The sequence below is a fragment of the Streptomyces sp. SCL15-4 genome (assembly GCF_033366695.1).
Taxonomy (GTDB): domain Bacteria; phylum Actinomycetota; class Actinomycetes; order Streptomycetales; family Streptomycetaceae; genus Streptomyces.
In genome coordinates this window covers 1,679,527-1,705,039 of the sequence record NZ_JAOBTQ010000001.1, presented here as the reverse complement: position 1 = coordinate 1,705,039, position 25,513 = coordinate 1,679,527, and the positions used below count along the sequence as shown (strand labels likewise).

The following is a 25,513-nucleotide window of genomic DNA, read 5'->3' as shown; positions in this document are numbered from 1 at the left end:
CGGCGCCGGCAAGGGCACCACGCTCCCCTCGTCCCCCCGTCCGCTGCCCCTTGCTCGACCGCCCGTGGAAGGCGAGGACATGAACGGCGTCACGAACGGCCCAGTACTCCATGTGGTCGGCACCCGGCCCAACTTCGTCAAGGCGGCACCGGTCGTCGCCGCGCTCCGCTCGGCCGGCTGCGACCAGACCCTGGTGCACACCGGACAGCACTACGACGCCCGGATGTCGGACGTGTTCTTCCGCCAGCTGGGGCTGCCCCGGCCGGACACCGACCTCGGCGTCGGCTCCGGCAGCCACGCCGGGCAGACCGCCGACCTGCTGGTGGCCCTGGAGGCCGAGCTGACCGCCCGCGCCCCGGCCCTCGTCGTGGTCTACGGCGACGTCAACTCCACGCTCGCCGCCGCCCTGGCCGCCGCCAAGCTGGGCGTGCCCGTCGCCCATGTCGAGGCCGGCCTGCGCAGCTTCGACATGACGATGCCGGAGGAGGTCAACCGGCGCCTGGTCGACCAGCTCGCCGGGCTGCTGTTCGCCACCAGCCCCGAAGCCGTCGGCCACCTCGCCCGCGAGGGCGCCGACCCGGCCCGGGTGCACTTCGTCGGCAACCCGATGATCGACACCCTGCTCACCCACCTGGACCTGTTCGACCCGGCCGCCGCCCGCGCCGCGCACCGGCTGCCCGAGCGCTACGGCGTCGTCACCCTGCACCGCCCGGCCAACGTCGACGACCCCGGTGCCGCCCGCGCCGCCGCCCGCGCGCTCACCGAGGCCGCCCGCCACCTCGACCTCGCCATCCCGCTGCACCCGCGCGGCCGGGACGCGCTGCGCGCGGCCGGACTGGACGGCGCGCCCGGCGTGCACCTCCTCGAACCCCTCGGCTACCTCGAGTTCATGAGCCTGGTGCGCGGCGCCGCCGCCGTCATCACCGACTCCGGCGGGGTGCAGGAGGAGACCACCGTGCTCGGCGTGCCCTGTCTGACGCTGCGCACCACCACCGAACGCCCCGTCACCGTCACCCACGGCACCAACCGCCTCGTCGGCCCCGGCGAACTGGTCCCCGCCCTGTGCAAGGCACTCGACGGCGCCCCGGCCGCGCCCGCCGAGGGACCGCCGCTGTGGGACGGCAAGGCCGGCCCCCGGATAGCCCGCCTGATCACCCAGTGGCTGGAGCACCATGACTGACGCCACCCTCGACCGTCCCGGCCCGCCCGGCGGCTTCCTCCCCGGCCTCGACCGGGCCGGCCGCGAACTGTTCCACACCCTCCGGCTCGGCACCCTGCTCACCCTCATCGGCGACCTCGGCGACCCCGCCGCCCCGCTCTTCGTGCTCGACGCGGGCTGCGGCGACGGACACGTCGCCCGCGCCCTGGCCCGCTGCGGCCACCGCGTGGACGCCATCGACGCCGACGAGGAGGCGGTCGAACGGGCCCGCGCCGCCGGCGGCGGACCGCGCTGCGCCCTGTCCCGCATCGACCGGTGGCGCAGCCCCTGGCCGTACGACATCGTGCTCTGCCTCGACGTGCTCTTCCACCTCCGGGACGACGCCGAGTGGTGGGCCGCCCTGCGCAACCTGGCCTCCCTGGTCCGTCTCACCGGCCGGCTCGTCGTCACCGACGCGGACACGCCCGTGCCCCGGGCCCGGCGCGGCCGTCTCCTGCACCGGCCCGCGGCCGACTACCGCGCCGCGCTCGCACCCCTCGGCCTCGGCCACACCGAGTTCCGGCCGTACGGCTTCCGCGAGACCGAGGTCGGCTTCCACGTCTTCACGAGGATCCGCTGATGCGTCTGACCGATCTGCTCCACCCGCACCTGGACGGCGTCACCACGGTCGTCGACGCCACCGGCCGCGGCCTGCGCCTCGCGTCCTGCCTCCACCTCCCCGACGGCGTGGCCCATCACCACGACGACGGCCGTCGCGCCCTCGGCGAAGGCGACCTGGTCCTCCTGTCGTACGGCCCCGACCCCGCCGTGCACGGCACCGAGGACGCCCTGCTCGCCGTACTGCGCCGCCTGCGGCCCGGCGCCCGCGGCCTGCTGCTGTCCGGCCACCCCGGACCCGAACCGCCCTGGCACCGGCTCCTGGACGACCTGGTGACCCAGCGCTGCCAGCTGCTGCGCGCCGCCCCGCTCGACTACGTCCACCTGCGCGCCGGCGCGGTGTTCAGCCGCCTCGCCGCCGACGAACTCCTGACCCCGCACGACTGGTTCGGCCGCCCGGTGCCCACGGACGGCTTCGCCACCACGCTGCGGATGGCCGGCGAGTACGTCCTCGCCGACCTGGCCGCCCGCACCCTGCGCGCCCGCCACCAGGACCTGGAACGCCGGGCCGAGGAGGCGGAACGCGCCCGGGACGCCGTCCGCGAGGACGGCCTCGCCGACCGGCTGTCCGCCGCCGTACGGGAGAAGGAGCAGCTGGCCTCCGCCCTGCGGCAGGCCCGCGACCGGGTCCACGTGCTCCAGGCGCGGGTGGCGATGCTGGAGGGCTCCACCTCCCTGAAGGTGGGCCGGGCCCTGGTGTCGGCGGCCCGCTCGCCGCGGCGCGAGATGCCCGCACTGCCCCGCGAGCTGTACGGGCTGTGGCGCACGCGCTCCGCGCGGGGAGCCGCGCCCGGCACCCGGACGGCCGCCGGCCGGCCCGCTCCCGTGGGCGCCGACGACCGCCTCCACCTCGTGCACCGGGCGTTCGCCGCCACCCCCCGCGACCGCCTGGTGATCACCGCGGTGCTCACCGACGAGACCGCCGAGGACTTCGCGGCGGACGCCGTGGTCAACCGGCCGCTCCCGCACGACGGCCCGGCGCTCGTCCGGCGCACTGACCCCGACGCGGTCGTGGTCCAGCTGAGCGCCTGCACCGGACACGGCCCCTGGGCGCTCACCGGCACCGGCACGGCCCCCGACCTCGACCGGCGGCTCGCCGAACTCCTCACCGAGGCGCGGGCGCTGGGCCGGCGGGCCGTGCTGTGGCGGGACGCGCCGGCGTCCGCCGCGCCCGGCCTCGCCCAGCTGGCCTGGGACGCCGTACTGGACGCCGACACCGGCGTACGGCTGTCCCGGCTGGACGCGCGCGGGGACGGCCGGGAACGGCTGCGGGAGGCGTTCCAGTGGGACAGCACCCGGGTACGGCTGGCCGAGCTGGCCCGGCTGGTCGGCGCGCCCGACCCGCTGGCCGGACGCCGCGTCGCCGTGCTCGCCGCCCCGCGTGACCGGCGCGAGGCGGCCCTGCTCGTCGCCCAGGTCCTGGGCCAGCAGCACCGCCCGGCCGAGGTGGTCGTCCCCGACCCGGCCGGCCTGGAGGAACTCGACGCCGCCGGCGTCGCGTTGCGCACCGGGCCGCCCACCGCGGCCTGGGTCGCCGACTGGACCGGCCCCGCCGAGGACCGCCCGGACACGCTGCTGCTGGACCTGATGTGCGCCCAGGAGTACTCGGGCGCCGACGCGCTCGGCCACGCCGCCGGCGGTGCCGACTACACCTTCGTCCCCGAGCTGTGCCGGCCGCTGCTGGTGCGCCGCTCCCTGCACCTCGCGGGCGCGCCGCCGGAGAGCTGGTGCGGCCGGGGCCACCGACTGTTCGCCGTGCGCGGGAAGGAGCCGTCATGAGCCGAGTGGTACGGGCCCTGGTCTACGGCGACGTGGACCTCAACCTCATCGACGGCTCCGCCGTCTGGGCCCAGTCGACCGTGCAGGCGCTGTCCCTGGCCGGCTGCGAGGTCCGGCTGGTGCTCAAGTCGCCGGTGCTCACCGGCCGGCTGACCGATCCGCTGGCCGGACTGCCCGGGGTGAGCGTCGTCAGGCCCGCCGAGGAGCGGCTGGTCGCCGGACAGGCCGGCCGGCCGCTGTCCCCGGTGCAGGCCTCGCGCCTGCTCACCCGGCTCGACCGGGACGAGCCGTGCGACCTGCTCGTGCTGCGCGGGCGCCGGATCGTCGGCCAGGTCGTCACCGACGGCCACTTCGACGGACGGATCTGGGCCTACCTGACCGACATCCCGCAGTCCGCCGCCGCGATGACCGAGCGGGCCCGCGCCGAACTCGGCCGCATCGCCGCCGCCTCCCGGCTGCTGCTGTGCCAGACCGAGGAACTGCGCTGCTTCCTGGAGACCTGGGTGCCCGGGGCCTGCGGCCGCAGCGTGCTCTGCCCGCCCGCCGTCCCCGAGCCCGGCTTCCCGGTGCCGGACCGCGACCGGCCGCACGATCCGCTGCGCCTGGTCTATACCGGCAAGTTCGCCCCGCTGTGGAACACCCTGCCCATGACCCGGCTGCCCGCCCTGCTCGCCGAGCGGGGCGTCCGGGCCGAACTCCACACCGTCGGCGACAAGATCCACGACGACCCCGGCCACCCGGAGTTCCAGGAGGCCATGCACCGGGCCCTGCACGACGGCACTCCCGGCGTCCGGCACCACGGCGGCCGGCCCCGCGAGGAGGCCATGCGCATCGCCGCCGGCTGCGACCTCGGCCTCGGCTGGCGCGATCCCCGGCTCGACGCCAGCCTCGAACTGTCCACGAAGGTCCTGGAGTTCGGTGCCCTGGGCCTGCCCGTCGTGCTCAACCGCACCCCCGCGCACGAGGCACTGCTGGGCAGCGACTACCCCCTCTACGTCCCCGGCCGGGCCGAACCCGAGGACGCCGCCGAGGCCGTGGCCCGGGCCGCCCGCGATCCCGAGGCCCGCCGGCTCGCCGCCGACCGCTGCCGGCAGGCCGCGAGCCGGTTCACCCTGACGGCCGCCGCCGGCCGCTGGCGCGCCCACCTCGACCGGGTCTTCCCGCCCGCGCCCCCCGCCGTCGCCCACCGCGCCCGCCCGCTGCGGATCGGCGTCGCCGGCCACGACCTGAAGTTCCTCACCCGGCTGCTGGACCACTTCCGCGCCCTGCCCGGACTCGACGTCCGCGTGGACGCCTGGCCCGCGCTGGCCCGGCACGACCAGGCCGCGAGCCGCGAACTCGCCGACTGGGCCGATGTGGTGGTCGTCGAATGGTGCGGCCCGGCCGCCGTCTGGTACAGCCGCCACAAGCGGCGCGGCAGCCGGCTGGTGATCCGGCTGCACCGGTTCGAACTCGACGCCGAGTGGCCGCGGCAGGTCGACATCGACGCCGTCGACCGGGTCGTCTGCGTCAGCCCCTACTACGCCCGCCGCACCCTGGAACACACCGGCTGGCCCGCGGACAAGGTCGTCGTGGTGCCCAACTGGGTGGACGCCGACCAGCTCGACCGGCCCAAGGCGCCCGGCGCCCGCTTCCGCCTCGGCATGATCGGCATCGCGCCCAGCCGCAAACGCCTCGACCTCGGCCTGGACGTCCTGGAACTGCTGCGCGCCGAGGACCGGCGCTGGCGGCTGTCGGTCAAGTCCAAGCCGCCGTGGGAGTACTGGTGGATCTGGAACAAGCCGGAGGAACGCGCCCACTACGAGGCCATCCTGCGCCGCGTCCAGACCTCGCCGCTGCTCGAAGGAGCCGTCGTCTTCGACGACTTCGGCGCGGACGTGCCCAACTGGCTGCGCCGCGTCGGGCACGTGCTGTCCACCAGCGACGACGAGTCCTTCCACCTCGCCCCGGCCGAGGGCATGGCCTCCGGCGCCGTCCCCGCGTTGCTGCCGTGGCCCGGCGCCGACGAGATCTACGACCGGCGGTGGATCCACGCCGGCCCGCGGGCGATGGCCGAGGCGATCGCCGGGCTCGGCGCCGGCCGGGACACCTGGCGGGCCGCCGCCGAGACGGCCCGCGCCCAGGTACGGCGGACCTACGCGCTGGACCGGGTCGCGGCGTCCTGGACGGACCTGCTGGTGACCGGCCGGGTCACGGACGGCGGCTGAGCGTGGCGTCGGCCCGCGCGGCGCGAGCGCGGAGTCCCGGCCGCATCGGGCAGCGCCTGTCACACAGGCTGTGCCCGCTCAGCGGACGGCGCGTGCGAAGACGTCCGTACGGCCGTCGGTGTCGCCCGGTACCAGGTTCGCCGACCAGGAACCGAAGGCGACATACCGTCCGTTCGCGCTGATCCGAGGAGTACCCGAGTCGGAACACCCGCCCGTCCCGTCGGCCGCGGCGCTCACCGGGCGGGTGCCCGGCCGGCCCGCCTCGCCCGCGGCCTTCGCCGAGGTCATGGGCACCGCCGTCGCGCAGACAGCCGACAACGCCACCACGACGGCGGCCCGTCCCACCCACCGCACGTCTCCCCCTCGCGACAGGGCTCACGGCCCGGACGCGCGGGCCGGAGACAGCTGATACCGGGCGGGGCGGAGCGTCGACGGCGTACGCGCTTCCGGCCGGTTCGCCACCCCCCGGCCCAAGGCCGGGGGCGCGGCAGCGGTTTACGGCCGGACGTTCCACTCCGCGATCACCGGACGGCCGTGTTCCGTGGACAGGCGGCTGACCGTGGCCGTGGCCAGCTGGAACAGGCGGCCGTCGGCGGGCGGCAGGCCCAGGCGGCGGGCGGTGAGGACGCGCAGGAAGTGGGCGTGCGCGACGAGGACCACGTCACCCTCGGCCAGATCGGCTTCCACCCGGGCCAGCACCCGGTCGGCGCGGGCGCCGATCCCGGCCGGCGATTCCCCGGGGTGTCCCTCGGGACCGGGCGGGACGCCGTCGGTCCACAGGTCCCAGTCCGGGCGGGTGCGGTGGATCTCGACGGTGGTGACGCCCTCGTAGCCGCCGTAGTCCCACTCGTGCAGGTCGGGGTCGGGCTCGACTCCGGGTATGCCGGCCAGTTCGGCGGTGCGCAGCGCGCGGCCCAGCGGGCTGGACAGCGCACGGGCGTAGGTCCGGCCGGTGAGGAGCGGGGCGAGGGACTTGGCCTGTTCCTCGCCGTGCCCGGTCAGCGGCAGGTCGGTCCAGCTGGTGTGCTGTCCCGACCTGCTCCACTCCGTCTCACCGTGGCGGACCAGCAGCAGGTCCCCCACGGCGGGTCAGCCCTTCTTCTCGACCGCGTGGCCGCCGAACTGGTTGCGCAGCGCGGCGATCATCTTCATCTGCGGCGAGTCGTCCTGACGCGAGGCGAACCGCGCGAAGAGGGACGCGGTGATCGCGGGCAGCGGCACGGCGTTGTCGATGGCCGCCTCCACCGTCCAGCGGCCCTCGCCGGAGTCCTCCGCGTAGCCGCGCAGACCCTGGAGGTGCTCGTCCTCGTCCAGCGCGTTGACCGCGAGGTCCAGCAGCCAGGAACGGATGACCGTGCCCTCCTGCCAGGAGCGGAACACCTCGCGGACGTTCTCCACGGAGTGCACCTTCTCCAGCAGCTCCCAGCCCTCGGCGTAGGCCTGCATCATGGCGTACTCGATGCCGTTGTGGACCATCTTGGAGAAGTGCCCGGCGCCGACCCGGCCCGCGTGGACGTAGCCGTAGGGGCCCTCCGGCTTGAGCGCGTCGAAGATCGGCCGCAGCCGGTCCACGTACTCCTTCTCGCCGCCGACCATGAGCGCGTAGCCGTTCTTCAGGCCCCACACCCCGCCGGAGACACCGGCGTCGACGAAGCCGATGCCCTTGATGCCGAGCGCGGCGGCGTGCTTCTCGTCGTCCGTCCAGCGGGAGTTGCCGCCGTCGATGACGGTGTCGCCGGGGGAGAGGAGGTCGCCGAGTTCGTCGATGACGGTCTGGGTGGCGGTGCCGGCCGGGACCATCACCCACACATGGCGGGGCGCGTCGAGCTTCTCGACCAGTTCGGCGAGGCTCTTGACGTCGGAGACCTCCGGGTTGCGGTCGTAGCCGATGACGGTGTGGCCGGCGCGGCGGATCCGCTCGCGCATGTTGCCGCCCATCTTGCCGAGACCGATGAGACCGAGCTGCATGATCAGTTCTCCGATGCGTTCTTGAGAGTGCGGTAGGCCGCGACGAGGGCCTTGCTGGACGGGTCGAGACCGGGCACGTCGGCGCCTTCGGTGAGCGCGGGTTCGACGCGCTTGGCGAGGACCTTGCCCAGCTCCACGCCCCACTGGTCGAAGGAGTCGATGTTCCACACCGCGCCCTGGACGAACACCTTGTGTTCGTAGAGGGCGATCAGCTGGCCGAGCACGGACGGGGTCAGCTCGCGGGCCAGGATCGTGGTGGTGGGGTGGTCGCCGCGGAAGGTGCGGTGCGCCACCTGCTCCTCGGCGACGCCCTCGGCGCGGACCTCCTCGGCCGTCTTGCCGAAGGCGAGCGCCTGGGTCTGGGCGAAGAAGTTGGCCATCAACAGGTCGTGCTGGGCCTTGAGTTCACTGCTCAGCTCGGCGACCGGCTCGGCGAAGCCGATGAAGTCCGCCGGGATCAGCTTGGTGCCCTGGTGGATCAACTGGTAGTAGGCGTGCTGCCCGTTGGTGCCGGGCGTGCCCCAGACCACCGGCCCGGTCTGCCAGTCCACCGGGTGGCCGTCGCGCTGCACCGACTTGCCGTTGGACTCCATGTCCAGCTGCTGGAGGTAGGCGGTGAACTTCGACAGGTAGTGCGAGTACGGCAGCACCGCGTGGGACTGCGCGTCGTGGAAGTTGCCGTACCAGATGCCCAGCAGACCCAGCAGCAGCGGCGCGTTGGCCTCGGCGGGCGCGGTGCGGAAGTGCTCGTCCATCAGCCGGAAGCCGTCGAGCATCTCCCGGAACCGGTCCGGCCCGATCGCGATCATCAGGGACAGGCCGATCGCGGAGTCGTAGGAGTACCGCCCGCCGACCCAGTCCCAGAACTCGAACATGTTGTCCGTGTCGATGCCGAAGTCGGCGACCTTACCGGCGTTCGTGGACAGCGCCACGAAGTGCTTCGCCACGGCCTTCTCGTCGCCGTCCAGCCCGTCGAGGAGCCACTTGCGCGCACTGGTCGCGTTCGTGATCGTCTCGATCGTCGTGAACGTCTTGGACGCGACGATGAACAGGGTCTGCGCCGGGTCCAGGTCGCGGATCGCCTCGTGCAGGTCGGCGCCGTCCACGTTGGAGACGAAGCGGAAGGTCAGGTCGCGCGCGGTGAAGGGGCGCAGCGCCTCGTAGGCCATCGCGGGGCCGAGGTCGGAGCCGCCGATGCCGATGTTGACGACGTTGCGGATCGGCCGGCCGGTGTGTCCGGTCCAGTCGCCGGAGCGGACCCGGTCGGCGAAGTGGGCCATCTTGTCCAGCACCGCGTGCACCTTGGGCACGACGTTCTCGCCGTCGACCTCGATCACGGCGTCCCGCGGGGCGCGCAGCGCGGTGTGCAGCACCGCCCGGTCCTCGGTGACGTTGATCCTCTCGCCGCGGAACATGGCGTCCCGCAGCGCGGACACACCGGTGGCGGCGGCGAGTTCCTGGAGCAGGGCCAGGGTCTCGTCGGTGATCAGGTGCTTGCTGTAGTCGATGTACAGGTCGCCGACCCGTACGACGTACCGCTCGGCGCGGCCGGGGTCCGTCGCGAACAGCTCGCGCAGGTGCGGACGGCCCTGGGCGCGGTGGTCGGCGAGGGCCGTCCACTCGGGGCGGTGGGTGAGCTTCGGGAACTCTGCCATCTCAGGCGTTCTCCTTGGGGGCCTCGCCCTGGAGGGCGATGGCGTACATCTCGTCGGCGTCGAGGCGGCGCAGCTCCTCGGCGATGAGTTCGGAGGTGGCGCGGACCTTCAGGGCGAGGGTGCGCGGCGGCTGGCCGGGCAGGGTCAGCGTGGCCAGCGGGCCCTCCGGCCGGTCCACGACGATCTCGCCGCCGGCGGTGCCGAGGCGGACGGCCGTCACGAACGGGCCGGCGCTGTGCACCCGGTCCACGGACACCTTCAGGCGGGCCTGGAGCCAGCGCGCGAGCAGCTCGGCGCTGGGGTTCTCGGCCTCCGCCTCCACGATCGCCGACGTGATCGGCACCCGGGCCTGGTCCAGGGCGGCGGCCAGCATCGAGCGCCACAGGGTCAGCCGGGTCCAGGCCAGGTCGGTGTCGCCGGGCGCGTAGCAGCGGGCGCGGGTGTCCAGGACCTCCAGCGGCCGGTCGACGGCGTACAGGTCGGTGATCCGGCGCTGGGCGAGCGCGCCCAGGGGGTCCTTGGCGGGAGCCTCGGGGGCCTCCACCGGCCACCACACGACGACCGGGGCGTCCGGCAGCAGCAGCGGCAGCACCACCGAGTCGGCGTGGTCGGACACCTCGCCGTAGGTGCGCAGCACCACCGTCTCGCCGGTGCCGGCCTCGGAGCCGACCCGTACCTCGGCGTCCAGCCGGGAGTGGGTGCGGTCGCGCAGGGTGCGGGCGTGCCGCTTGATGACGACCAGGGTCCGCGAGGGGTGTTCGCGCGAGGCGTCCTCGGCGGCCTTGATCGAGTCGTAGGCGTTCTCCTCGTCCGTGACGATGACCATCGTCAGGACCATGCCCACGGCGGGCGTCCCGATGGCGCGGCGGCCCTGCACCAACGCCTTGTTGATCTTGCTTGCCGTGGTGTCGGTCAGGTCGATCTTCATGGCCTGCGCCAGCTCCGTCCGTCTCGTGCGAGCATCTCGTCGGCTTCCCTCGGTCCCCAGCTGCCCGACGCGTACTGCGCGGGCCTGCCGTGTGCCGCCCAGTACTCCTCGATCGGGTCGAGGATCTTCCAGGACTCTTCCACTTCCTGGTGGCGCGGGAAGAGGTTGGCATCGCCGAGCAGCACGTCCAGGATGAGCCGCTCGTACGCCTCCGGGCTCGACTCGGTGAACGACTCGCCGTAGGCGAAGTCCATCGACACGTCCCGGATCTCCATCGAGGTGCCCGGCACCTTCGACCCGAACCGCACGGTCATGCCCTCGTCGGGCTGGACCCGGATGACGATGGCGTTCTGGCCCAGCTCCTCGGTGGCGGTGGAGTCGAACGGGGAGTGCGGGGCCCGCTTGAAGACGACCGCGATCTCGGTGACCCGGCGGCCCAGCCGCTTGCCGGTGCGCAGGTAGAACGGCACTCCGGCCCAGCGGCGGTTATCGATGCCCAGCTTGATCGCGGCGAAGGTGTCGGTCTTCGACTTGGGGTCGATGCCGTCCTCCTCCAGATAGCCGACGACCTTCTCGCCGCCCTGCCAGCCGGCCGCGTACTGCCCGCGCACGGTGTGCCGGCCCAGGTCGTCGGGCAGCCGCACCGACTTCAGCACCTTCAGCTTCTCGGTGAGCAGCGCCTCGGCGTCGAACGCGATCGGCTCCTCCATGGCGGTGAGCGCCATCAGCTGGAGCAGGTGGTTCTGGATGACGTCGCGGGCGGCGCCGATGCCGTCGTAGTAGCCGGCCCGGCCGCCGATGCCGATGTCCTCGGCCATGGTGATCTGGACGTGGTCGACGTAACTGCGGTTCCAGATCGGCTCGTACATCTGGTTGGCGAAGCGCAGCGCCAGGATGTTCTGGACGGTCTCCTTGCCGAGGTAGTGGTCGATGCGGAACACCTGGTCCGGCTCGAACACCTCGTGCACGATCGCGTTCAGGTCGCAGGCGCTGGCGAGGTCGTGCCCGAACGGCTTCTCGATGACCGCGCGGCGCCAGGAACCCTCGGGCGGGCTGGCCAGGCCGTGCTTCTTCAGCTGCTGCACGACCTTCGGGAAGAACTTCGGCGGCACCGAGAGGTAGAAGGCGAAGTTGCCGCCGGTGCCCCGGGAGGCGTCCAGCTCGTCGACGGCGTCCTTCAGCTGCTTGAAGGCGGTGTCGTCGTCGAAGTCGCCGGGGATGAAGCGCATGCCCTCGGCGAGCTGCTGCCACACCTCCTCGCGGAACGGGGTGCGGGCGTGCTCGCGCACGGAGTCGTGGACGACCTGCGCGAAGTCCTGGTCCTCCCACTCGCGGCGGGCGAACCCGACGAGGGAGAAGCCCGGCGGCAGCAGCCCGCGGTTGGCCAGGTCGTAGACGGCCGGCATCAGCTTCTTGCGGGACAGGTCGCCGGTCACGCCGAAGATGACCAGGCCCGACGGCCCGGCGATGCGGGGCAGGCGGCGGTCGCGGGCATCACGCAGCGGGTTCGCCCAGTCGGCGGCCGGGATCACCGGCACGGGCACCTGGTCGGATGCCGGTGCGGCGGTGGCGTTGTCGGTCATCGGGCGTCAGCTCCCTTGCTCTTCAGGGACGTGGCGACGGCGTCCAGCAGCTCCTGCCACGCCGCCTCGAACTTGGCGACGCCCTCGTCCTCCAGCTGCTGGACGACCTCTTCGTAGGAGATGCCGAGCCGCTCCACGGCGGCCAGGTCGGCGCGGGCCCGGTCGTAGCCGCCGGTCACCGTGTCACCGGTGATCTCGCCGTGGTCGGCGACGGCGTTCAGCGTGGCCTCGGGCATGGTGTTGACCGTGCCGGGCGCGACCAGCTCGTCCACGTACAGGGTGTCCTTGTACGCCGGGTCCTTCACACCGGTGGAGGCCCACAGCGGACGCTGCCTGGTGGCGCCGGCCTCCTGGAGCGCCGTCCAGCGGCCGGAGGCGAAGACCTCCTCGTACGCCTCGTAGGCCAGACGCGCGTTGGCGAGGGCCGCGCGGCCCTTGAGGGCCAGGGCCTCGTCGGTGCCGACGGCGGTCAGCCGCTTGTCGATCTCGCTGTCCACGCGGGAGACGAAGAAGGACGCCACCGAGTGGATGGTGGACAGGTCGATGCCCCGCTCGCGGGCCTTCTCCAGGCCGGCCAGGTAGGCGGCCATGACCTCGCGGTAGCGCTCCAGGGAGAAGATCAGGGTCACGTTGACGCTGATGCCGAGGCCGATCACCTCGGTGATCGCGGGCAGGCCGGCCCGGGTCGCCGGGATCTTGATCATCACGTTGGGGCGGTCGACGAGCCAGGCCAGCTGCTTGGCCTCGGCGACGGTGGCCTCGGTGTGGTGGGCCAGGCGCGGGTCGACCTCGATGGAGACCCGGCCGTCCCGGCCGCCCGTGGCGTCGTACACCTCCCGCAGGACGTCGGCGGCGTCGCGCACGTCGGCGGTGGTCATCATCCGTACGGCCTCGTCGACCGTGACGCCGCGTACGGCGAGGTCGGCGAGCTGCTCCTCGTAGCCCTCACCGGAGCCGATGGCGGCCTGGAAGATGGACGGGTTCGTGGTGACACCGACGGCGCTTCCGCTCGCCACCAGCTCGGCGAGGCTGCCCGAGGTGATCCGCTTGCGCGACAGGTCGTCCAGCCAGATCGACACGCCCTCGTCGGCGAGGCGCTTGAGGGCTCCCGGGGTCGCGATTGCTTCGGTCACTGTGCTCATCTTTCTACTTCTGCGTCGGTATCGGGCGCGGTGTGCGCCGGTCTCAGGGGTGCGTCGGGTCAGGCGCGCGCGGCGGCGAGCGACTCGCGGGCCGTCGCGGCGACGTTCTCGGGGGTGAAGCCGAACTCGGCGAACAGGGTCTTGGCGTCGGCCGACGCACCGAAGTGCTCCAGCGAGACGACGCGGCCGGCGTCGCCGACATAGCGGTACCAGGTCAGGCCGATCCCGGCCTCCACGGCGACCCGGGCCTTCACGGCCGGCGGCAGCACCCGCTCGCGGTACTCGCGCGGCTGCTCCTCGAACCACTCCACGGACGGCATCGACACCACCCGCGTGCCGGTCCCCCCGGCCTCCAGCAGCTCCCGCGCGGCCACGGCCAGGTGCACCTCGGAGCCCGTCGCGATGATGATCACCTCCGGGACCTCCGTCGAGGACTCGCGCAGTACGTAGCCGCCCTTGGCCGCGTCCTCGTTCGGCGCGTACACCGGCACGCCCTGGCGGGTCAGCGCGAGCCCGTGCGGGGCGGGGTGCGTGGCGTGCCTCTTCAGGATCTCGGCCCAGGCGATCGCGGTCTCGTTGGCGTCCGCCGGGCGGACGACGTTCAGCCCGGGGATGGCGCGCAGCGAGGCCAGGTGCTCGACCGGCTGGTGGGTGGGGCCGTCCTCGCCGAGGCCGATGGAGTCGTGCGTCCACACGTACGTCACCGGCAGCTGCATCAGCGCCGACATCCGCACGGCGTTGCGCATGTAGTCGGAGAAGACGAGGAAGGTGCCGCCGTAGATCCGGGTGTTGCCGTGCAGGGCGATGCCGTTCATCTCCGCGGCCATGGAGAACTCGCGGATGCCGAAGTGCACGGTACGGCCGTACGGGTCGGCCTCCGGCAGCGGGTTGCCCGCCGGCAGGAAGGAGCTGGTCTTGTCGATGGTGGTGTTGTTGGAGCCGGCCAGGTCGGCGGAGCCGCCCCACAGCTCGGGGAGGACGGGGCCGAGGGCCTGGAGCACCTTGCCGGAGGCGGCGCGGGTGGCGACCGACTTGCCCTCCTCGAAGACGGGCAGGGCGTCCTCCCAGCCGGCGGGCAGCTCGCCCTTGCTCACCCGGTCGAACAGCTCGGCCCGCTCGGGCCGGGCGGCGCGCCACTCGGCGATCCGCTTGTCCCAGGCCGCGTGCGCCTCGGCGCCCCGGTCCAGGGCCCGGCGGGTGTGCTCGAGGACCTCGTCGGCCACCTCGAAGGTCTGCTCCGGGTCGAAGCCCAGCAGGCGCTTGGTGGCGGCGATCTCGTCCTCGCCGAGCGCGGAGCCGTGGGAGGCCTCGGTGTTCCGGGCGTTCGGGGCGGGCCAGGCGATGATCGTGCGCATCGCGATGATCGAGGGCCGCTCGGTCTCGGCCTGCGCGGCCTTCAGCGCCCGGTACAGGGCCGGGGCGTCGATGTCGCCCTCGGCGGTGGGCTCGATCCGCTGGGTGTGCCAGCCGTAGGCCTCGTACCGCTTCAGCACGTCCTCGGAGAAGGCGGTCGCGGTGTCGCCCTCGATGGAGATGTGGTTGTCGTCGTAGAGGAAGACCAGGTTGCCGAGCTTCTGGTGGCCGGCCAGCGAGGACGCCTCGGCGGAGACACCCTCCTGGAGGTCGCCGTCGGAGACGATCGCCCAGACGGTGTGGTCGAACGGGGAGGTGCCGGCCGGGGCGTCCGGGTCGAAGAGGCCGCGCTCGTAGCGGGCGGCCATCGCCATGCCGACGGCGTTGGCCACGCCCTGCCCGAGCGGGCCGGTGGTGGTCTCCACACCGGCGGTGTGGCCGTACTCGGGGTGGCCCGGCGTCTTCGAGCCGTGCGTGCGGAACGCCTTCAGGTCCTCCAGCTCCAGCTCGTACCCGGAGAGGTAGAGCTGGGTGTAGAGGGTCAGCGAGGTGTGGCCGGGGGAGAGGACGAAGCGGTCACGGCCGGTCCACTCCGGGTCCGCCGGGTCGTGCCGCATCACCTTCTGAAAGATCGTGTACGCGGCAGGGGCCAGGCTCATCGCGGTGCCGGGGTGTCCGTTGCCCACCTTCTGCACCGCGTCGGCCGCCAGAAGCCGCGCCGTGTCCACGGCACGCCGGTCGAGGTCGGTCCACTCGAAGCCGTCGGAAGTCTGCGTCGTCATCTTCAAGAAGTCCTCGTTGAGTGCGGGATGGCTGGCCTGACGTGTTCAAACTTAAAAGTCTGACTTTTTCGAGGAAAGGTCGGGGTGTGTCAGCCTGTGGTGAATCTGGGACAGTGATCACGGCACAGAAACGGTACGAAAAAGACATGGCGGGCATGATGGGCCAGGCGGGCGACGACGGGACCGGCGGCGACGGGATCAGAACCTTCCCCTTCCCGGCCGAGCTGGCCGTCGGCGGCGTCGGCATGCAGGTCGGGCCCATGGGCACCGACCGCACCTGGCATGCCGAGGCCCCCCTTCACCGCGTCCACCGCATCGACTTCCACGTGGTCATGCTCTTCACCGACGGCCCCGTACGTCACATGATCGACTTCGCCGAGTACGAGGCCGGCGCCGGCGACCTGCTGTGGATCCGCCCCGGGCAGGTCCACCGCTTCTCCCGGGAGTCCGGGTACCGCGGAACCGTCCTGACCATGCAACCCGGCTTTCTGCCCCGCTCCACCGTCGAGGCCACGGGCCTGTACCGCTACGACCTGCCGCCGCTGCTGCACCCCGGCCCGGCGCAGCTCACCGCGCTCCAGGCCGCCCTCGACCAGCTCCGCCGGGAGTACGAGGACGCCGTCACGCTCCCGCTCAGCCTGCACACGGCCGTCCTGCGGCACACGCTGACCGCGTTCCTGCTGCGCCTCGCCCATCTCGCCGCCAGCGCCGCCGAGACCTCCCCGCAGCACACCGACAGCACCTTCACCCGCTTCCGGGCCGCCGTCGAGCAGGGCTTCGCGACCAACCACAGCGTCAGTGCCTACGCCGACGCCCTCGGCTACTCCCGCCGCACCCTGGTGCGCGCCGTCCGCGCGGCCACCGGCGAGACCCCCAAGGGGTTCATCGATAAACGGGTCGTGCTGGAGGCCAAGCGCCTCCTCGCCCACACGGAGATGCCGATCGGCCGTGTCGGGGTGGCCGTGGGCTTTCCCGACGCGGCCAACTTCTCCAAGTTCTTCCATCTGCACACCGGCCAGACACCGGTGGCGTTCCGGGCGGATCTGCGCTGAGGCCGGGCGCGCGTACGCGGGTGCGGTGTGGTGTGTTTCCGGCCAACCACCCTACCGTCTATTGACTGGTGATTGACCATCTCTTTACCTTCGGTGGTGATGGGCGAGCGTCAGCGCCCTGGACCGTCTGTGCATGCAGAAACGTTAAGTCTCGTACGTTCCGGAGGTTTCCCATGGACCAGCTCATCAAGCGCATGACCGAGGAATCCGTGTGGCGGAGGTGGGTCGCCGTCAACTCCGCCGAGGGGGCGAAGGACGGCTGCATCAGCGCCGCGCCCAAGAGCGGCTGCATCAGCGTCACGGCGAAGAGCGGCTGTATCTCCCGCTGACGTCCGGGCCGCTCCGCCGGCCCCGGCCCGCCGGCGCGGCCCTCGCCGCGCCGGCGGGCCTCCGCCCTCGCCGCCGACACCGCCCCGGAGAGCCCCCGTGAACCGCATGCCGAGCGCCGACGTCCTGGACCAGGTGCGGGACATCCCGATCTACCGCGCCTTTGTCGAGCGGGGCCACTTCCCGATCCTGGAGAAACCGGAGATCGCCCGGGGCTTCCCCGGCAACTGGATGACCGAGCGGCTGGCCCGCGCGCTGGAGACGGGAGAGGCGGAATTCGTGCTGTCCACGGGCACCAACCACGCCCGTATGCAGCTCATCCGGCCGCCCCTGTTCCTGCTCCGCTCCTACTACCGCCTCTGGCAGCAGCACCCCGAACTCGGCGCCTCCTGGCGCGCCGGCGCCCGGCGGGTCTCGCTGACCACCGTGCTGGCCACCGAACACGTCGCCCGCGTCAACGCCCGCCGACCCGGCGCCACCCCCGGCGAACGCTGGCTCGACGACCGCACGCTGTACCTCAACCGCCGCCTGGACCCGGCCGACTGGGACCGCGCCGACGTCGAGCGCATGCTCGGCGAGATCCGGGACGTGGCCGGCGCCCATCCCGACGGCGCCTATCTCCTCGACTGCTCCGGCTACCACCTGGCCCATCTCATCCGCGCGGTTGCCGCGTGGAACCTGTGGGACGGTTTCCCCCGCCCGGCGGGCATCGTCCACGCCTACGAGTACGCCCCGCTGAACGTCCGTGCCCACCTGCGGTCCCACTTCGACTGCCCCGTGGTCGACCTCTTCGGCAGCACCGAACTCGGCTACCTCTTCTACAGCGACGCCGAGGGCCGCTACCGGCCGTACCTGGAAGACATGAGCGTGGAGCTGATCCCGGTCGCACCGGGCAGCGGCATCCACAGCCTCATCGTCACCAGCGTCCGCAACCCGTACATGCCGCTGGTGCGCTACCGGTCCGGCGACTGCGTCCGCACCCGCGACGGCAGTGCCGACCCGGAGCGGATCGTCTCCTTCTGCGGACGGGAGAAGGAACTCCTGCCCACCTGCGCGGGTCCCGTCGCCCAGGCCGACCTCGACAGCCGCGTCACCGAGGTCAGCGACCGCGTCTTCCTGCACCGACTGCACCTGACCGGCCCGGACGCGTGCCGGCTGGCGTACACCACCTTCGACGGCGTACCGCTCGGCCCCGGCGACACCGCCCGGCTCACCGCGTCCGTCGCCGCCCTGACCGGGCGTTCCTGCCGGGTCGAGCACCGCGCCCGCATACCGATCGGGCGCTCCGGCAAGTACTCCTGGCTGACCACGTCCGACCCGAACTGACATACGGCGACGGGCTCATGCGCCCGCCCGGCCCCGGCCACGACCCCGACAGGATCCCCATGCCCACGTCCGCAGCGTCCGTCCCCGCCGGCACCGCCGCCGGACCGGCTCCCTCCGCGGAGGAACTGCTCGGCCCCGTCCTGCACGACGAAGTGGTCCGGCACTTCCTGGCCAAGCCCGGCAGCCCCTGCGAAGCCGTCGTACGGCACCAGGTCCGCGAATGCCTGCGCTACCTGTACCTGGTCTCCCGCCACCCCGACTGGCTCGGTGGCCTCTTCCTCCCGGTCGAGCAGGACATCGACGAGATCTGGCACTACCTCATCCTGCAGACCCGCGAGTACCGGCAACTGTGCGAACAGCGGCTGCCCGGCGCCCGGTTCATCCACCACCGGAGTATCTCCTACGGTGACTACCAGCAGGCTCCCGGCCGGGCCGCCGCCGCCGAGGAGGCACTGCGCTGGATCCCTCTCTACACCGCCGCGTTCGGCCCCTTCGACGAGGACGCCGTGCCGCACTGGACGATCGTACGGTTCCTGCGCGACGAACTCGGCCTGTCCCTGGCGCAGATGACGGCACTGGCCGACGGCGATCGGACATCCGGCCGGCCCGCGGCGACGGCGGAACCGGAGCCGGTGCGGTCGGGCGCGTGACCGGGACGGTCCCGCTCGGCGCCGGGCCGGCCCTCTTCCGGGCACCGCGCCGCGCGCTGACGGTGCTCGTCGTCTCGCAGGTGCTCGGCGGTGCCGGCATGGCGGCCGGCATCACGGTCGGCGCCCTGCTCGCCCGGGACCTGTTCGATTCGGCGAGCCTGTCGGGGCTGCCGGTCGCGCTGTTCACCATCGGCGCGGCCCTCGGAGCCGCGGTCCTCGGACGGGTCTGCCAGCGCCGGGGGCGCCGCGTCGGGCTGGCGCTCGGCAACGGCGTGGCCGCCGCCGGCAGCACGGCGGTGGTCGTGGGCGCCGCGGCCCGCTGGCCCGTCCTGCTGCTGGCCGCGCTCCTGGTGTACGGGGCGGGTACGGCCACGGGACTGCTCGCGCGCTACGCGGGCGCCGAACTGGCCCCGCCCGGGCGGCGCGGCCGGGCCACCGGCACCGTGCTGTTCGCCATGACCCTCGGCGCGGTCGCGGGACCCAACCTCGTCGGCCCCACCGGCGCGCTCGCCCACGCCTGGGGCATCCCGCGACTGGCCGGACCGTTCCTCCTGGCGGCGGCCGCCTACACCGCGGCGGCCCTCGTGCTGCTGGCCTGGCCGCGCCCCCTCCGGCCGTCCCCGGCCGCGGACGGCCCCGGCGCGGCAGAGGAGTCCGCCATCGGGCCGCGCCGGCCGGCGCGCGGGAGCTTCGGCGTCGTCACCGGTGCCACCGTGATGATCACCGCACAGCTGGTGATGATCGCCGTGATGACCATGACGCCCGTGCACCTGACCGGCCACGGACACGGAACGCGGGCCGCGGGTCTCGTCATCTCCCTGCACGTGGGCGCGATGTTCCTGCCGTCACCGCTCAGCGGCCTGCTCGCGGATCGGGCCGGCGGCCGGCCCGTGGCGGCGGCGTCCGGTGTCGTCCTGCTGCTCGCCGGCCTGCTGGCGGCCCTCGCCCCGCCCGCTTCCGTCGCCCTGTCGGCCTGCGCGCTCGTCCTCCTCGGCGCCGGCTGGAACCTGGCCCTAGTCGGCGGCACCGCCCTGCTCACGCGGGCCGCCCCCGCCGAGAACCGCGCCACGGTGCAGGGCCTGGCCGACGTCGGCATGTCCGTGGCGGGTGCGACGGGCGGCATGGTGTCGGGCCTGGTGGTGACCGGCAGCGGCTACCCGTTCCTGGCGGCGGCGGCAGGAGTCCTCGCCCTCGCGGTGATCCCCGTGGTGGCGCTGCGCGGTACGCCGCCGTGACGGCCGCGCGCCCTTCCGGTGTTGGGCGATGCGGGATTCGCCCGGCCGGCTTCTCGTGTCATCCGCCAGTACGGCGACCGGGCCGGGGCGGTGAAGACTGCCTGCCATGGCCGCGGCCCGGCGGACGTCCGCGCCGGAGCCGATCCTTCGCGCCCGGCGCCGGGACGGCCGTGTGGCGGACGAGGCACTGGAGGGGGATGCACATGAGCGTGCAGCAGTACGACGAGATCGGCGAGGCCTTCGAGGGGTTCAAGTCCTTGCCGTTGATACGTTACGCAGAGGTGCCGAGCTTCCTCGGCATGGTCGGGGACGTGAGCGGCAGGTCGGTTCTCGACGCGGCGTGCGGCACCGGTTTCTACAGCAGGGAGTTCAAACGGCGCGGCGCCACCGATGTCCTCGGTGTCGACATCTCCGCCGAGATGATCGCCGTCGCGCGCGGGATCGAGCAGCGTGATCCGCTGGGTGTGCGCTACGAGGTCGGCGACGTGGCCGAACTGCGGGCCCCGGACCGCCGCTTCGACCTCGCGGTGGGAGTGCAGTGCCTCAACTACGCCGAGGACGTCGCGGGGCTGGAGCGGATGTGCCGCGCCATCCACCGCAGCCTGGTGCCGGGCGGAGAGTTCTTCGTGTTCGCCCAGCGGCCCGACTACCGGTTCGACTGCGCGTCCCTGGAGGCGTACGGGTTCCGCTGCGAGCCGACCGGCGAGGAGGCCGAGGCGGGTCCGCGGGTGCGGGTCACGGCTCTCCTCGACCCCCGGCCGATCAGCATCGTCAGCACGGTCCCGCGCCGCGAGGTGTACGAGGAGTGTCTGCGGGCGGCCGGGTTCGGCGCGGTGGAGTGGGTTCCGCTCGGGGTGTCCGAAGCCGGCCTCCGCGAGTTCGGCGAGGACTTCTGGGCGGACCTCCTCGCGTCCCCGCCGCTGGAGATGCTGCGCTGCCGCGCCTGACCGGCCGGCACCGCCTCGGCGACCGCCCGGTGGTCCGCCCGCGCGGTTTTCGTCTGCTACCAAGGGTGCGGCAGACAAGCAGGGTGCGGGCGGGAAGGAAGGTGCCGGTGTGAAGCTGACGATTCTGGGTGGTGGCGGGTTCCGGGTGCCGCTGGTGTACGGAGCGCTGCTGTCCGACCACGCCGAGGGGCGGGTCACCGAGGTGGTGCTGCACGACCTGGACGCACGCCGGCTGCGCGCGGTGTCCCGGGTGCTGGCGGAGCAGGCCGAGGCGGTCCCCGACGCGCCCGCGGTGTCCGCCACCACCGACCTGGACGAAGCGTTGCGCGGCGCCGCTTTCGTCTTCTCCGCGATCCGCGTCGGCGGGCTGCAGGGGCGGGCGGAGGACGAGCGGATCGCGCTCGCCGCGGGAGTGCTGGGCCAGGAGACCGTGGGCGCGGGCGGGATCGCCTACGGACTGCGCACGGTCCCCGTCGCCGTGGACATCGCCCGGCGGGTGGCCCGGCTCGCCCCGGACGCCTGGGTCATCAACTTCACCAACCCGGCCGGCCTGGTCACCGAGGCGATGACCCGCCACCTCGGCGACCGCGTCATCGGCATCTGCGACTCGCCGGTGGGCCTGGGCCGCCGTATCGCCCGGGTGCTCGGCGCCGACCCGGAGCGGGCCTTCGTCGACTACGTCGGCCTCAACCACCTCGGCTGGGTGCGCGGCCTGCGGGTCGCCGGACGCGACGAACTGCCCCGGCTGCTCGGCGATCCCGCGCTGCTCGGCTCCTTCGAGGAAGGCCGGCTGTTCGGCGCCGACTGGCTGCGCTCGCTCGGCGCGATCCCCAACGAGTACCTGCACTACTACTACTTCAACCGGGAGGCCGTCCGCGCCTACCAGGAGGCCGAGCGGACCCGCGGCGCCTTCCTGCGCGACCAGCAGGCCCGCTTCTACACCGAGGCGGCCGGTCCCGGCGGCTCCGCGCTCAGCGCCTGGGACCGCACCCGCGCCGAGCGCGAGGCGACCTACATGGCGGAGAACCGGGAGAGCGCCGGCGCCGGCGAACGGGAGGAGGAGGACTTGTCCGGCGGCTACGAGAAGGTCGCGCTGGCCCTGATGCGGGCCATCGCCCGGGACGAGCGCGCCACCCTCATCCTCAACGTCCGCAACCGCTCGACCCTCCGCGTCCTCGACGCGGACGCCGTCATCGAGGTGCCGTGCCTGGTGGACGCCGACGGCGCGCACCCGCTGGCCGCCGATCCGCTGCCCGGTCACGCCACCGGTCTGGTGTGCGCGGTCAAGGAGGTCGAGCGGCAGGTGCTCGCCGCGGCGGAGTCGGGCTCGCGCGCGACCGCGGTGAAGGCGTTCGCCCTGCACCCGCTGGTGGACTCCGTGACCATCGCCCGCCGGCTGGTGGAGGAGTACACCGCCGCGCATCTTGGGCTGGCCTATCTCGCGTAGCGGAGCCGGCGGGTCCGTCCCGCGGGCGCCGGCGGTTCCGCTCCGGGAGCGGGCCGGTACCGCCGCCCGTGAAACCTCCGCACGAGCCCCGTGACGGCCGGCCGAGAAGAGCCCGGGCGCCTTGGAGAGGCCGGGCGCCTACAGCGGCAGCACCTCACCCGCCGAGGCCGTCCGCGCGGGGGCCGGCACCGCCGGCAGCAGCGCCTCGGCCGGCTCCACCCGCTGCCGGGGCAGCCCGGCGGGCATCAGGGGACGCGGTCCCGCCACCACCGTGTAGTCCTGCCCGAGGAACGGCGGCTCGATCACTCCCGGGTCCTCGCCCAGTGCCAGCCGCACCGCCGCCCAGGGCACGTTCACCCCACAGAGCGACAGCTGATGCAGCCCTCCGGCGGGCCTGGTGTTGACGTCCAGCAGCACCGGCCGGTCGCCGAGCATCCGGAACTGGATGTTGGACAGGTGGTGCAGCCCGAAACCCTCGGCGATCAGCCGGGCCGGTGCCAGCCACCGCTCGTCCAGGGTGAAGCCCCGGCGGCGGCCGTTCTTGGTGCGCCCGATCGCGAGCCGCACCCGGTTGTCCGGACCGGTCAGGCAGTCCACGGACACCTCCGGCTGCTCCAGGCGCGGCATCACCAGCCAGTCCGCCGGCTCCCCGGCCCGCCGCAGCGCGTCGACGACCAGGTCCAGCTGGACGTCCGGGCCCGGGAAGCCGCTCAGCTGCGGCAGCGACACGGGGGACCGGGTGATCACCCGGAAGCCCGCCCCGCCCGCGCCGGCGGCCGGCTTGAAGCACGCCCGGTGCCCGGCCGACTCCAACTCCTCCACCGCCGCGAGGAGTTCGTCCGCCGTCCGGACCCGCCACCACGGCGGCACCGGGACGCCCACCGAGCGCACCGCCTCGTACGCGGTCGCCTTGTCCGCGAACACCGCGACCGCCTCGGGCGTCGGCGCCAGCAGCGCCGTACCGGCCGCCGCGAACTCGGCCCGGTGCGCCACGACGGCGGCCTGGTGCAGCCGGGGCACGAACACGTCGATGCCCCGCCGGACGCACTGGTCGAGGGCGTACTCGACGTACGCGGCCGGGGACAGGCCCTCCGGCTCCAGCTCAGCGGTGTCGGCGGCGGCCAGCACGGGGGAGTCCGGGTCACCGTGCGTGGCATGGATCTCGACCGCCCGGTCGCCGGGGTTTCTCCGCAGCTGCTCCATGAAGAACACGTTCTCCGCGTACGTGCGGTTGAGCCAGACGCGTACGCGAGAGAGCATGCAGGCCGCCTTTCGGGTGTGCGGGCAGGGCGGAGCGGCCCGTGCCCGGGCAGGTGGGTGGAAGGGTCACCAAACGGCCCTGTGCGAAAGGGGATCGGGGGCGCCGGTGTCGGGGCGATCATACGGCCAACCGGCACCCCCTCGTGCAACGCGCGTGTTAAGGACGCCTCCCGTGTGTCAGGGGTTCCTGGCCGGCCGCCGGACCGGGAACGGCGGCGGCCGCGGCGGCCGGCTCCCCGGCCTCCGGCGAGCTGGCGACGGGGACGCCGGCGGCCTGGGCACGGGGCAGCCAGAGCGCGATCAGCAGGCCGAGGGCCATGCCGGCCGCCGTGAGCAGGACGACCAGGAACTCCCCGTCCGCCGTGGCGGCCCGCAGCGCCGCACCGGTCTTGCCGCCGGTCCCGGCGTCGGCGAGCGCGGTGAGCACGGCCAGGCCGATGGCGTTGCCCAGGTTGAGGGTGGTGGAGGCCATGCCGTTGGCGATGCCCTGCTCCTCGGGCGCGATCTTGGTGGCGGCGGCGATCCACATCGCCGTCCACACGATGCCCTGGCCCACCCCGGAGACGATCAGCCCGGGCACCGCGATGCCGTAGCCGGCGTCCGCGTCGAACCCGAGGGAGAGGACCGCGGTGCCCACCGCGCCCACCAGGAAGCCCGCGATCAGCGTGGTGCGGGCGCCCAGCCGGGTGGTCATGCGCTCGCCGAGCTGGGTGCCGGCGGCGATGGCGACGGAGGGCACGAGGAACGCGAGGCCCGTCTCCAGGGCGCTGAAGCCGTGCACCGACTGCAGCAGCACGGTGAGGAAGTAGGGCAGGGTGCCGAACGTGGCCATGTACAGGAACGTCACCGTGATGGCCACGCTCAGGCTGCGGTTGCGGAACAGCCGGAACGGCATCAGCGGGTCCGCGCTGTGGGACTCGATCGCGGCGAACGCGGCGAGGCACACCAGGGCGGCGACGGCCGCGCCGATGACCGCCGGGGAGGTCCAGCCCCACTCCGGGCCCTCCACCAGGGCGAAGACGAGCAGGGTGGCGCCGGCGGTGACGGTCAGGGCGCCGGGCAGGTCGAACCGGCGGCCCGCGGTGCCCGCCGGGTCGCGCGGGATGACGAACACGGCGGCCAGGGCCACGAGCCCGGCCAGCGGCACGTTGACGAAGAACACCGCGGGCCAGCCGAAGGCCTCGGTGAGCAGACCGCCCAGCAGCGCGCCGACGGTCAGGCCGCTGGCCCCCGCCCCGCCCCACACGGCGAGCGCCCGGTTCCGCTTGGGGCCCTCCTCGAACAGGGTGTTGATCAGCGACAGGGTCGACGGCAGCAGCAGCGCGCCGCCGATGCCCTGCACCGCCCGCGCCGCGACGATGATCTCCGGGCTGCCCGCCAGTCCGCCGGCCAGCGAGGAGACGGCGTACACGGAGAGGGCGAGCACGAAGATGCGGCGCCGGCCGAGCAGGTCGGCGGCCCGGCCGCCGAGCAGCAGGAAGCCGCCGGCGAAGACGACGTAGGCACTGACGACCAGTTGCTGGGTCTGGCCGGGGAAGTCCAGGTCGGCGCCGATGTCGGGCAGGGCGACGAAGACGATGTTCAGGTCGAGGGAGAAGATCAGCTGCGCCAGCGCCAGCAGCGCCAGGCTCCAGCCCGGCCGGGTCCGGCCGGGGCCGGCCGGCTGCGTGTGCGGCCTGGGGGAGGTGGACATGGTCGGCCCTTCGGGTCATGGGCAGGGCGGCCCAGCTCATACGACAGTTCGCATAGTTGCGTACTGTCGAACTTTCCCTCAATGGGACCGTCGGGATCCGGCCAGTCCGGCGACGGCGGGCGGACCGGCGCATTCCGGTGCACGATCTGAACGAGCGCCTGGCCGGACGATCGCGTTACGGTGGAGCGGCGATCCCTCGCGACCCGGACCCGCGGCGGAAACCGTCCGCGTATCTCCTCGACGGTGTCCGGATAACGACCATGATCCGTCAAGACGCCGCCGCGCACTGGTACCTGACGCCCGGCCAGAAGCCTCTTGTCCCGGGCCGGGTCGATGTGTTCTTGTGGTGCCATCGGATGATCG

General features: G+C 73.4%; 21 protein-coding genes. 11 read left to right on the top strand and 10 right to left on the bottom strand.

Features of this window, described 5'->3' with window-relative positions; genetic code table 11:
• Positions 1–79 precede the first annotated feature (79 nt).
• Genes wecB through SCK26_RS07095 form a run of 4 tightly spaced genes read left to right on the top strand, consistent with a single transcriptional unit; the run spans position 80 to position 5,802 of the window.
• Positions 80–1,180 (top strand): non-hydrolyzing UDP-N-acetylglucosamine 2-epimerase, encoded by a 1,101-nt coding sequence (gene wecB, locus SCK26_RS07110; protein ID WP_318200406.1) that lies wholly within the window; start codon positions 80–82, stop codon positions 1,178–1,180.
• Positions 1,173–1,778 carry a class I SAM-dependent methyltransferase gene (locus SCK26_RS07105; protein ID WP_318200405.1) on the top strand — a complete coding sequence of 202 codons (606 nt, stop codon included), beginning with the start codon at positions 1,173–1,175 and terminating at the stop codon, positions 1,776–1,778. Before wecB ends, SCK26_RS07105 begins: the two co-directional genes overlap by 8 nt.
• Positions 1,778–3,595, top strand: coding sequence for a hypothetical protein (locus SCK26_RS07100; RefSeq protein WP_318200404.1), 1,818 nt, complete (start codon positions 1,778–1,780; stop codon positions 3,593–3,595). The genes SCK26_RS07105 and SCK26_RS07100 overlap by 1 nt, the downstream gene beginning before the upstream one ends.
• Complete coding sequence (locus SCK26_RS07095; protein WP_318200403.1) at positions 3,592–5,802, top strand: glycosyltransferase; 2,211 nt, start codon at positions 3,592–3,594, stop codon at positions 5,800–5,802. The genes SCK26_RS07100 and SCK26_RS07095 overlap by 4 nt, the downstream gene beginning before the upstream one ends.
• A 78-nt stretch (positions 5,803–5,880) precedes the next feature.
• Here the strand turns inward: SCK26_RS07095 and SCK26_RS07090 are convergent, their stop codons facing one another.
• The 8 genes from SCK26_RS07090 to tkt form a co-directional block, all read right to left on the bottom strand.
• The gene (locus tag SCK26_RS07090) at positions 5,881–6,156 is read right to left on the bottom strand and encodes a hypothetical protein (protein ID WP_318200402.1); all 276 of its coding nucleotides are present in this window, start codon (positions 6,154–6,156) and stop codon (positions 5,881–5,883) included.
• Positions 6,157–6,297: 141 nt separating this feature from the next.
• Positions 6,298–6,885, bottom strand: coding sequence for a histidine phosphatase family protein (locus SCK26_RS07085; protein WP_318200401.1), 588 nt, complete (start codon positions 6,883–6,885; stop codon positions 6,298–6,300).
• A 6-nt stretch (positions 6,886–6,891) separates the two neighbouring features.
• On the bottom strand, positions 6,892–7,770 hold the full coding sequence (gene gnd, locus SCK26_RS07080) for a phosphogluconate dehydrogenase (NAD(+)-dependent, decarboxylating) (RefSeq protein WP_030605657.1): 879 nt from the start codon (positions 7,768–7,770) through the stop codon (positions 6,892–6,894).
• A 2-nt stretch (positions 7,771–7,772) separates the two neighbouring features.
• Entirely contained in the window at positions 7,773–9,425 is a 1,653-nt protein-coding gene (gene pgi, locus SCK26_RS07075) for a glucose-6-phosphate isomerase (protein WP_318200400.1), read from the bottom strand.
• Between the two features lies 1 nt (position 9,426).
• Positions 9,427–10,353 (bottom strand): glucose-6-phosphate dehydrogenase assembly protein OpcA, encoded by a 927-nt coding sequence (opcA, locus tag SCK26_RS07070; RefSeq protein WP_318200399.1) that lies wholly within the window; start codon positions 10,351–10,353, stop codon positions 9,427–9,429.
• Positions 10,350–11,936: a glucose-6-phosphate dehydrogenase gene (gene zwf, locus SCK26_RS07065; RefSeq protein ID WP_318200398.1), complete on the bottom strand. Its 1,587-nt coding sequence runs from the start codon at positions 11,934–11,936 to the stop codon at positions 10,350–10,352. Before zwf ends, opcA begins: the two co-directional genes overlap by 4 nt.
• Entirely contained in the window at positions 11,933–13,078 is a 1,146-nt protein-coding gene (gene tal / locus SCK26_RS07060; RefSeq protein ID WP_318200397.1) for a transaldolase, read from the bottom strand. Before tal ends, zwf begins: the two co-directional genes overlap by 4 nt.
• A gap of 59 nt (positions 13,079–13,137) precedes the next feature.
• Positions 13,138–15,213 carry a transketolase gene (gene tkt / locus SCK26_RS07055; RefSeq protein ID WP_318200396.1) on the bottom strand — a complete coding sequence of 692 codons (2,076 nt, stop codon included), beginning with the start codon at positions 15,211–15,213 and terminating at the stop codon, positions 13,138–13,140.
• Between the two features lie 146 nt (positions 15,214–15,359).
• Here tkt and SCK26_RS07050 point away from each other — a divergent pair, with 146 nt between their 5' ends.
• The 7 genes from SCK26_RS07050 to SCK26_RS07020 all read left to right on the top strand — a co-directional run bounded on the left by SCK26_RS07050 (position 15,360) and on the right by SCK26_RS07020 (position 22,197).
• Positions 15,360–16,265, top strand: a complete 906-nt coding sequence (locus SCK26_RS07050; protein WP_318200395.1) for an AraC family transcriptional regulator — start codon at positions 15,360–15,362, stop codon at positions 16,263–16,265.
• A 173-nt stretch (positions 16,266–16,438) separates the two neighbouring features.
• Positions 16,439–16,594: a hypothetical protein gene (locus SCK26_RS07045; RefSeq protein ID WP_318200394.1), complete on the top strand. Its 156-nt coding sequence runs from the start codon at positions 16,439–16,441 to the stop codon at positions 16,592–16,594.
• A 97-nt stretch (positions 16,595–16,691) separates the two neighbouring features.
• Positions 16,692–17,918 carry a hypothetical protein gene (locus tag SCK26_RS07040; protein ID WP_318200393.1) on the top strand — a complete coding sequence of 409 codons (1,227 nt, stop codon included), beginning with the start codon at positions 16,692–16,694 and terminating at the stop codon, positions 17,916–17,918.
• A 59-nt stretch (positions 17,919–17,977) separates the two neighbouring features.
• Entirely contained in the window at positions 17,978–18,568 is a 591-nt protein-coding gene (locus SCK26_RS07035) for a hypothetical protein (protein ID WP_318200392.1), read from the top strand.
• Complete coding sequence (locus SCK26_RS07030; RefSeq protein ID WP_318200391.1) at positions 18,565–19,803, top strand: MFS transporter; 1,239 nt, start codon at positions 18,565–18,567, stop codon at positions 19,801–19,803. Before SCK26_RS07035 ends, SCK26_RS07030 begins: the two co-directional genes overlap by 4 nt.
• A 203-nt stretch (positions 19,804–20,006) precedes the next feature.
• Positions 20,007–20,750 (top strand): class I SAM-dependent methyltransferase, encoded by a 744-nt coding sequence (locus SCK26_RS07025; RefSeq protein ID WP_318200390.1) that lies wholly within the window; start codon positions 20,007–20,009, stop codon positions 20,748–20,750.
• 109 nt (positions 20,751–20,859) lie between these two features.
• Complete coding sequence (locus SCK26_RS07020; protein WP_318200389.1) at positions 20,860–22,197, top strand: 6-phospho-beta-glucosidase; 1,338 nt, start codon at positions 20,860–20,862, stop codon at positions 22,195–22,197.
• A gap of 138 nt (positions 22,198–22,335) precedes the next feature.
• Here SCK26_RS07020 and SCK26_RS07015 read toward each other — a convergent pair whose 3' ends face one another.
• Both SCK26_RS07015 and SCK26_RS07010 read right to left on the bottom strand, forming a co-directional pair.
• Positions 22,336–23,457, bottom strand: coding sequence for an ATP-grasp domain-containing protein (locus SCK26_RS07015; RefSeq protein ID WP_318200388.1), 1,122 nt, complete (start codon positions 23,455–23,457; stop codon positions 22,336–22,338).
• A gap of 157 nt (positions 23,458–23,614) precedes the next feature.
• Positions 23,615–25,150, bottom strand: a complete 1,536-nt coding sequence (locus tag SCK26_RS07010) for an MFS transporter (RefSeq protein WP_318200387.1) — start codon at positions 25,148–25,150, stop codon at positions 23,615–23,617.
• Positions 25,151–25,513 lie beyond the last annotated feature (363 nt).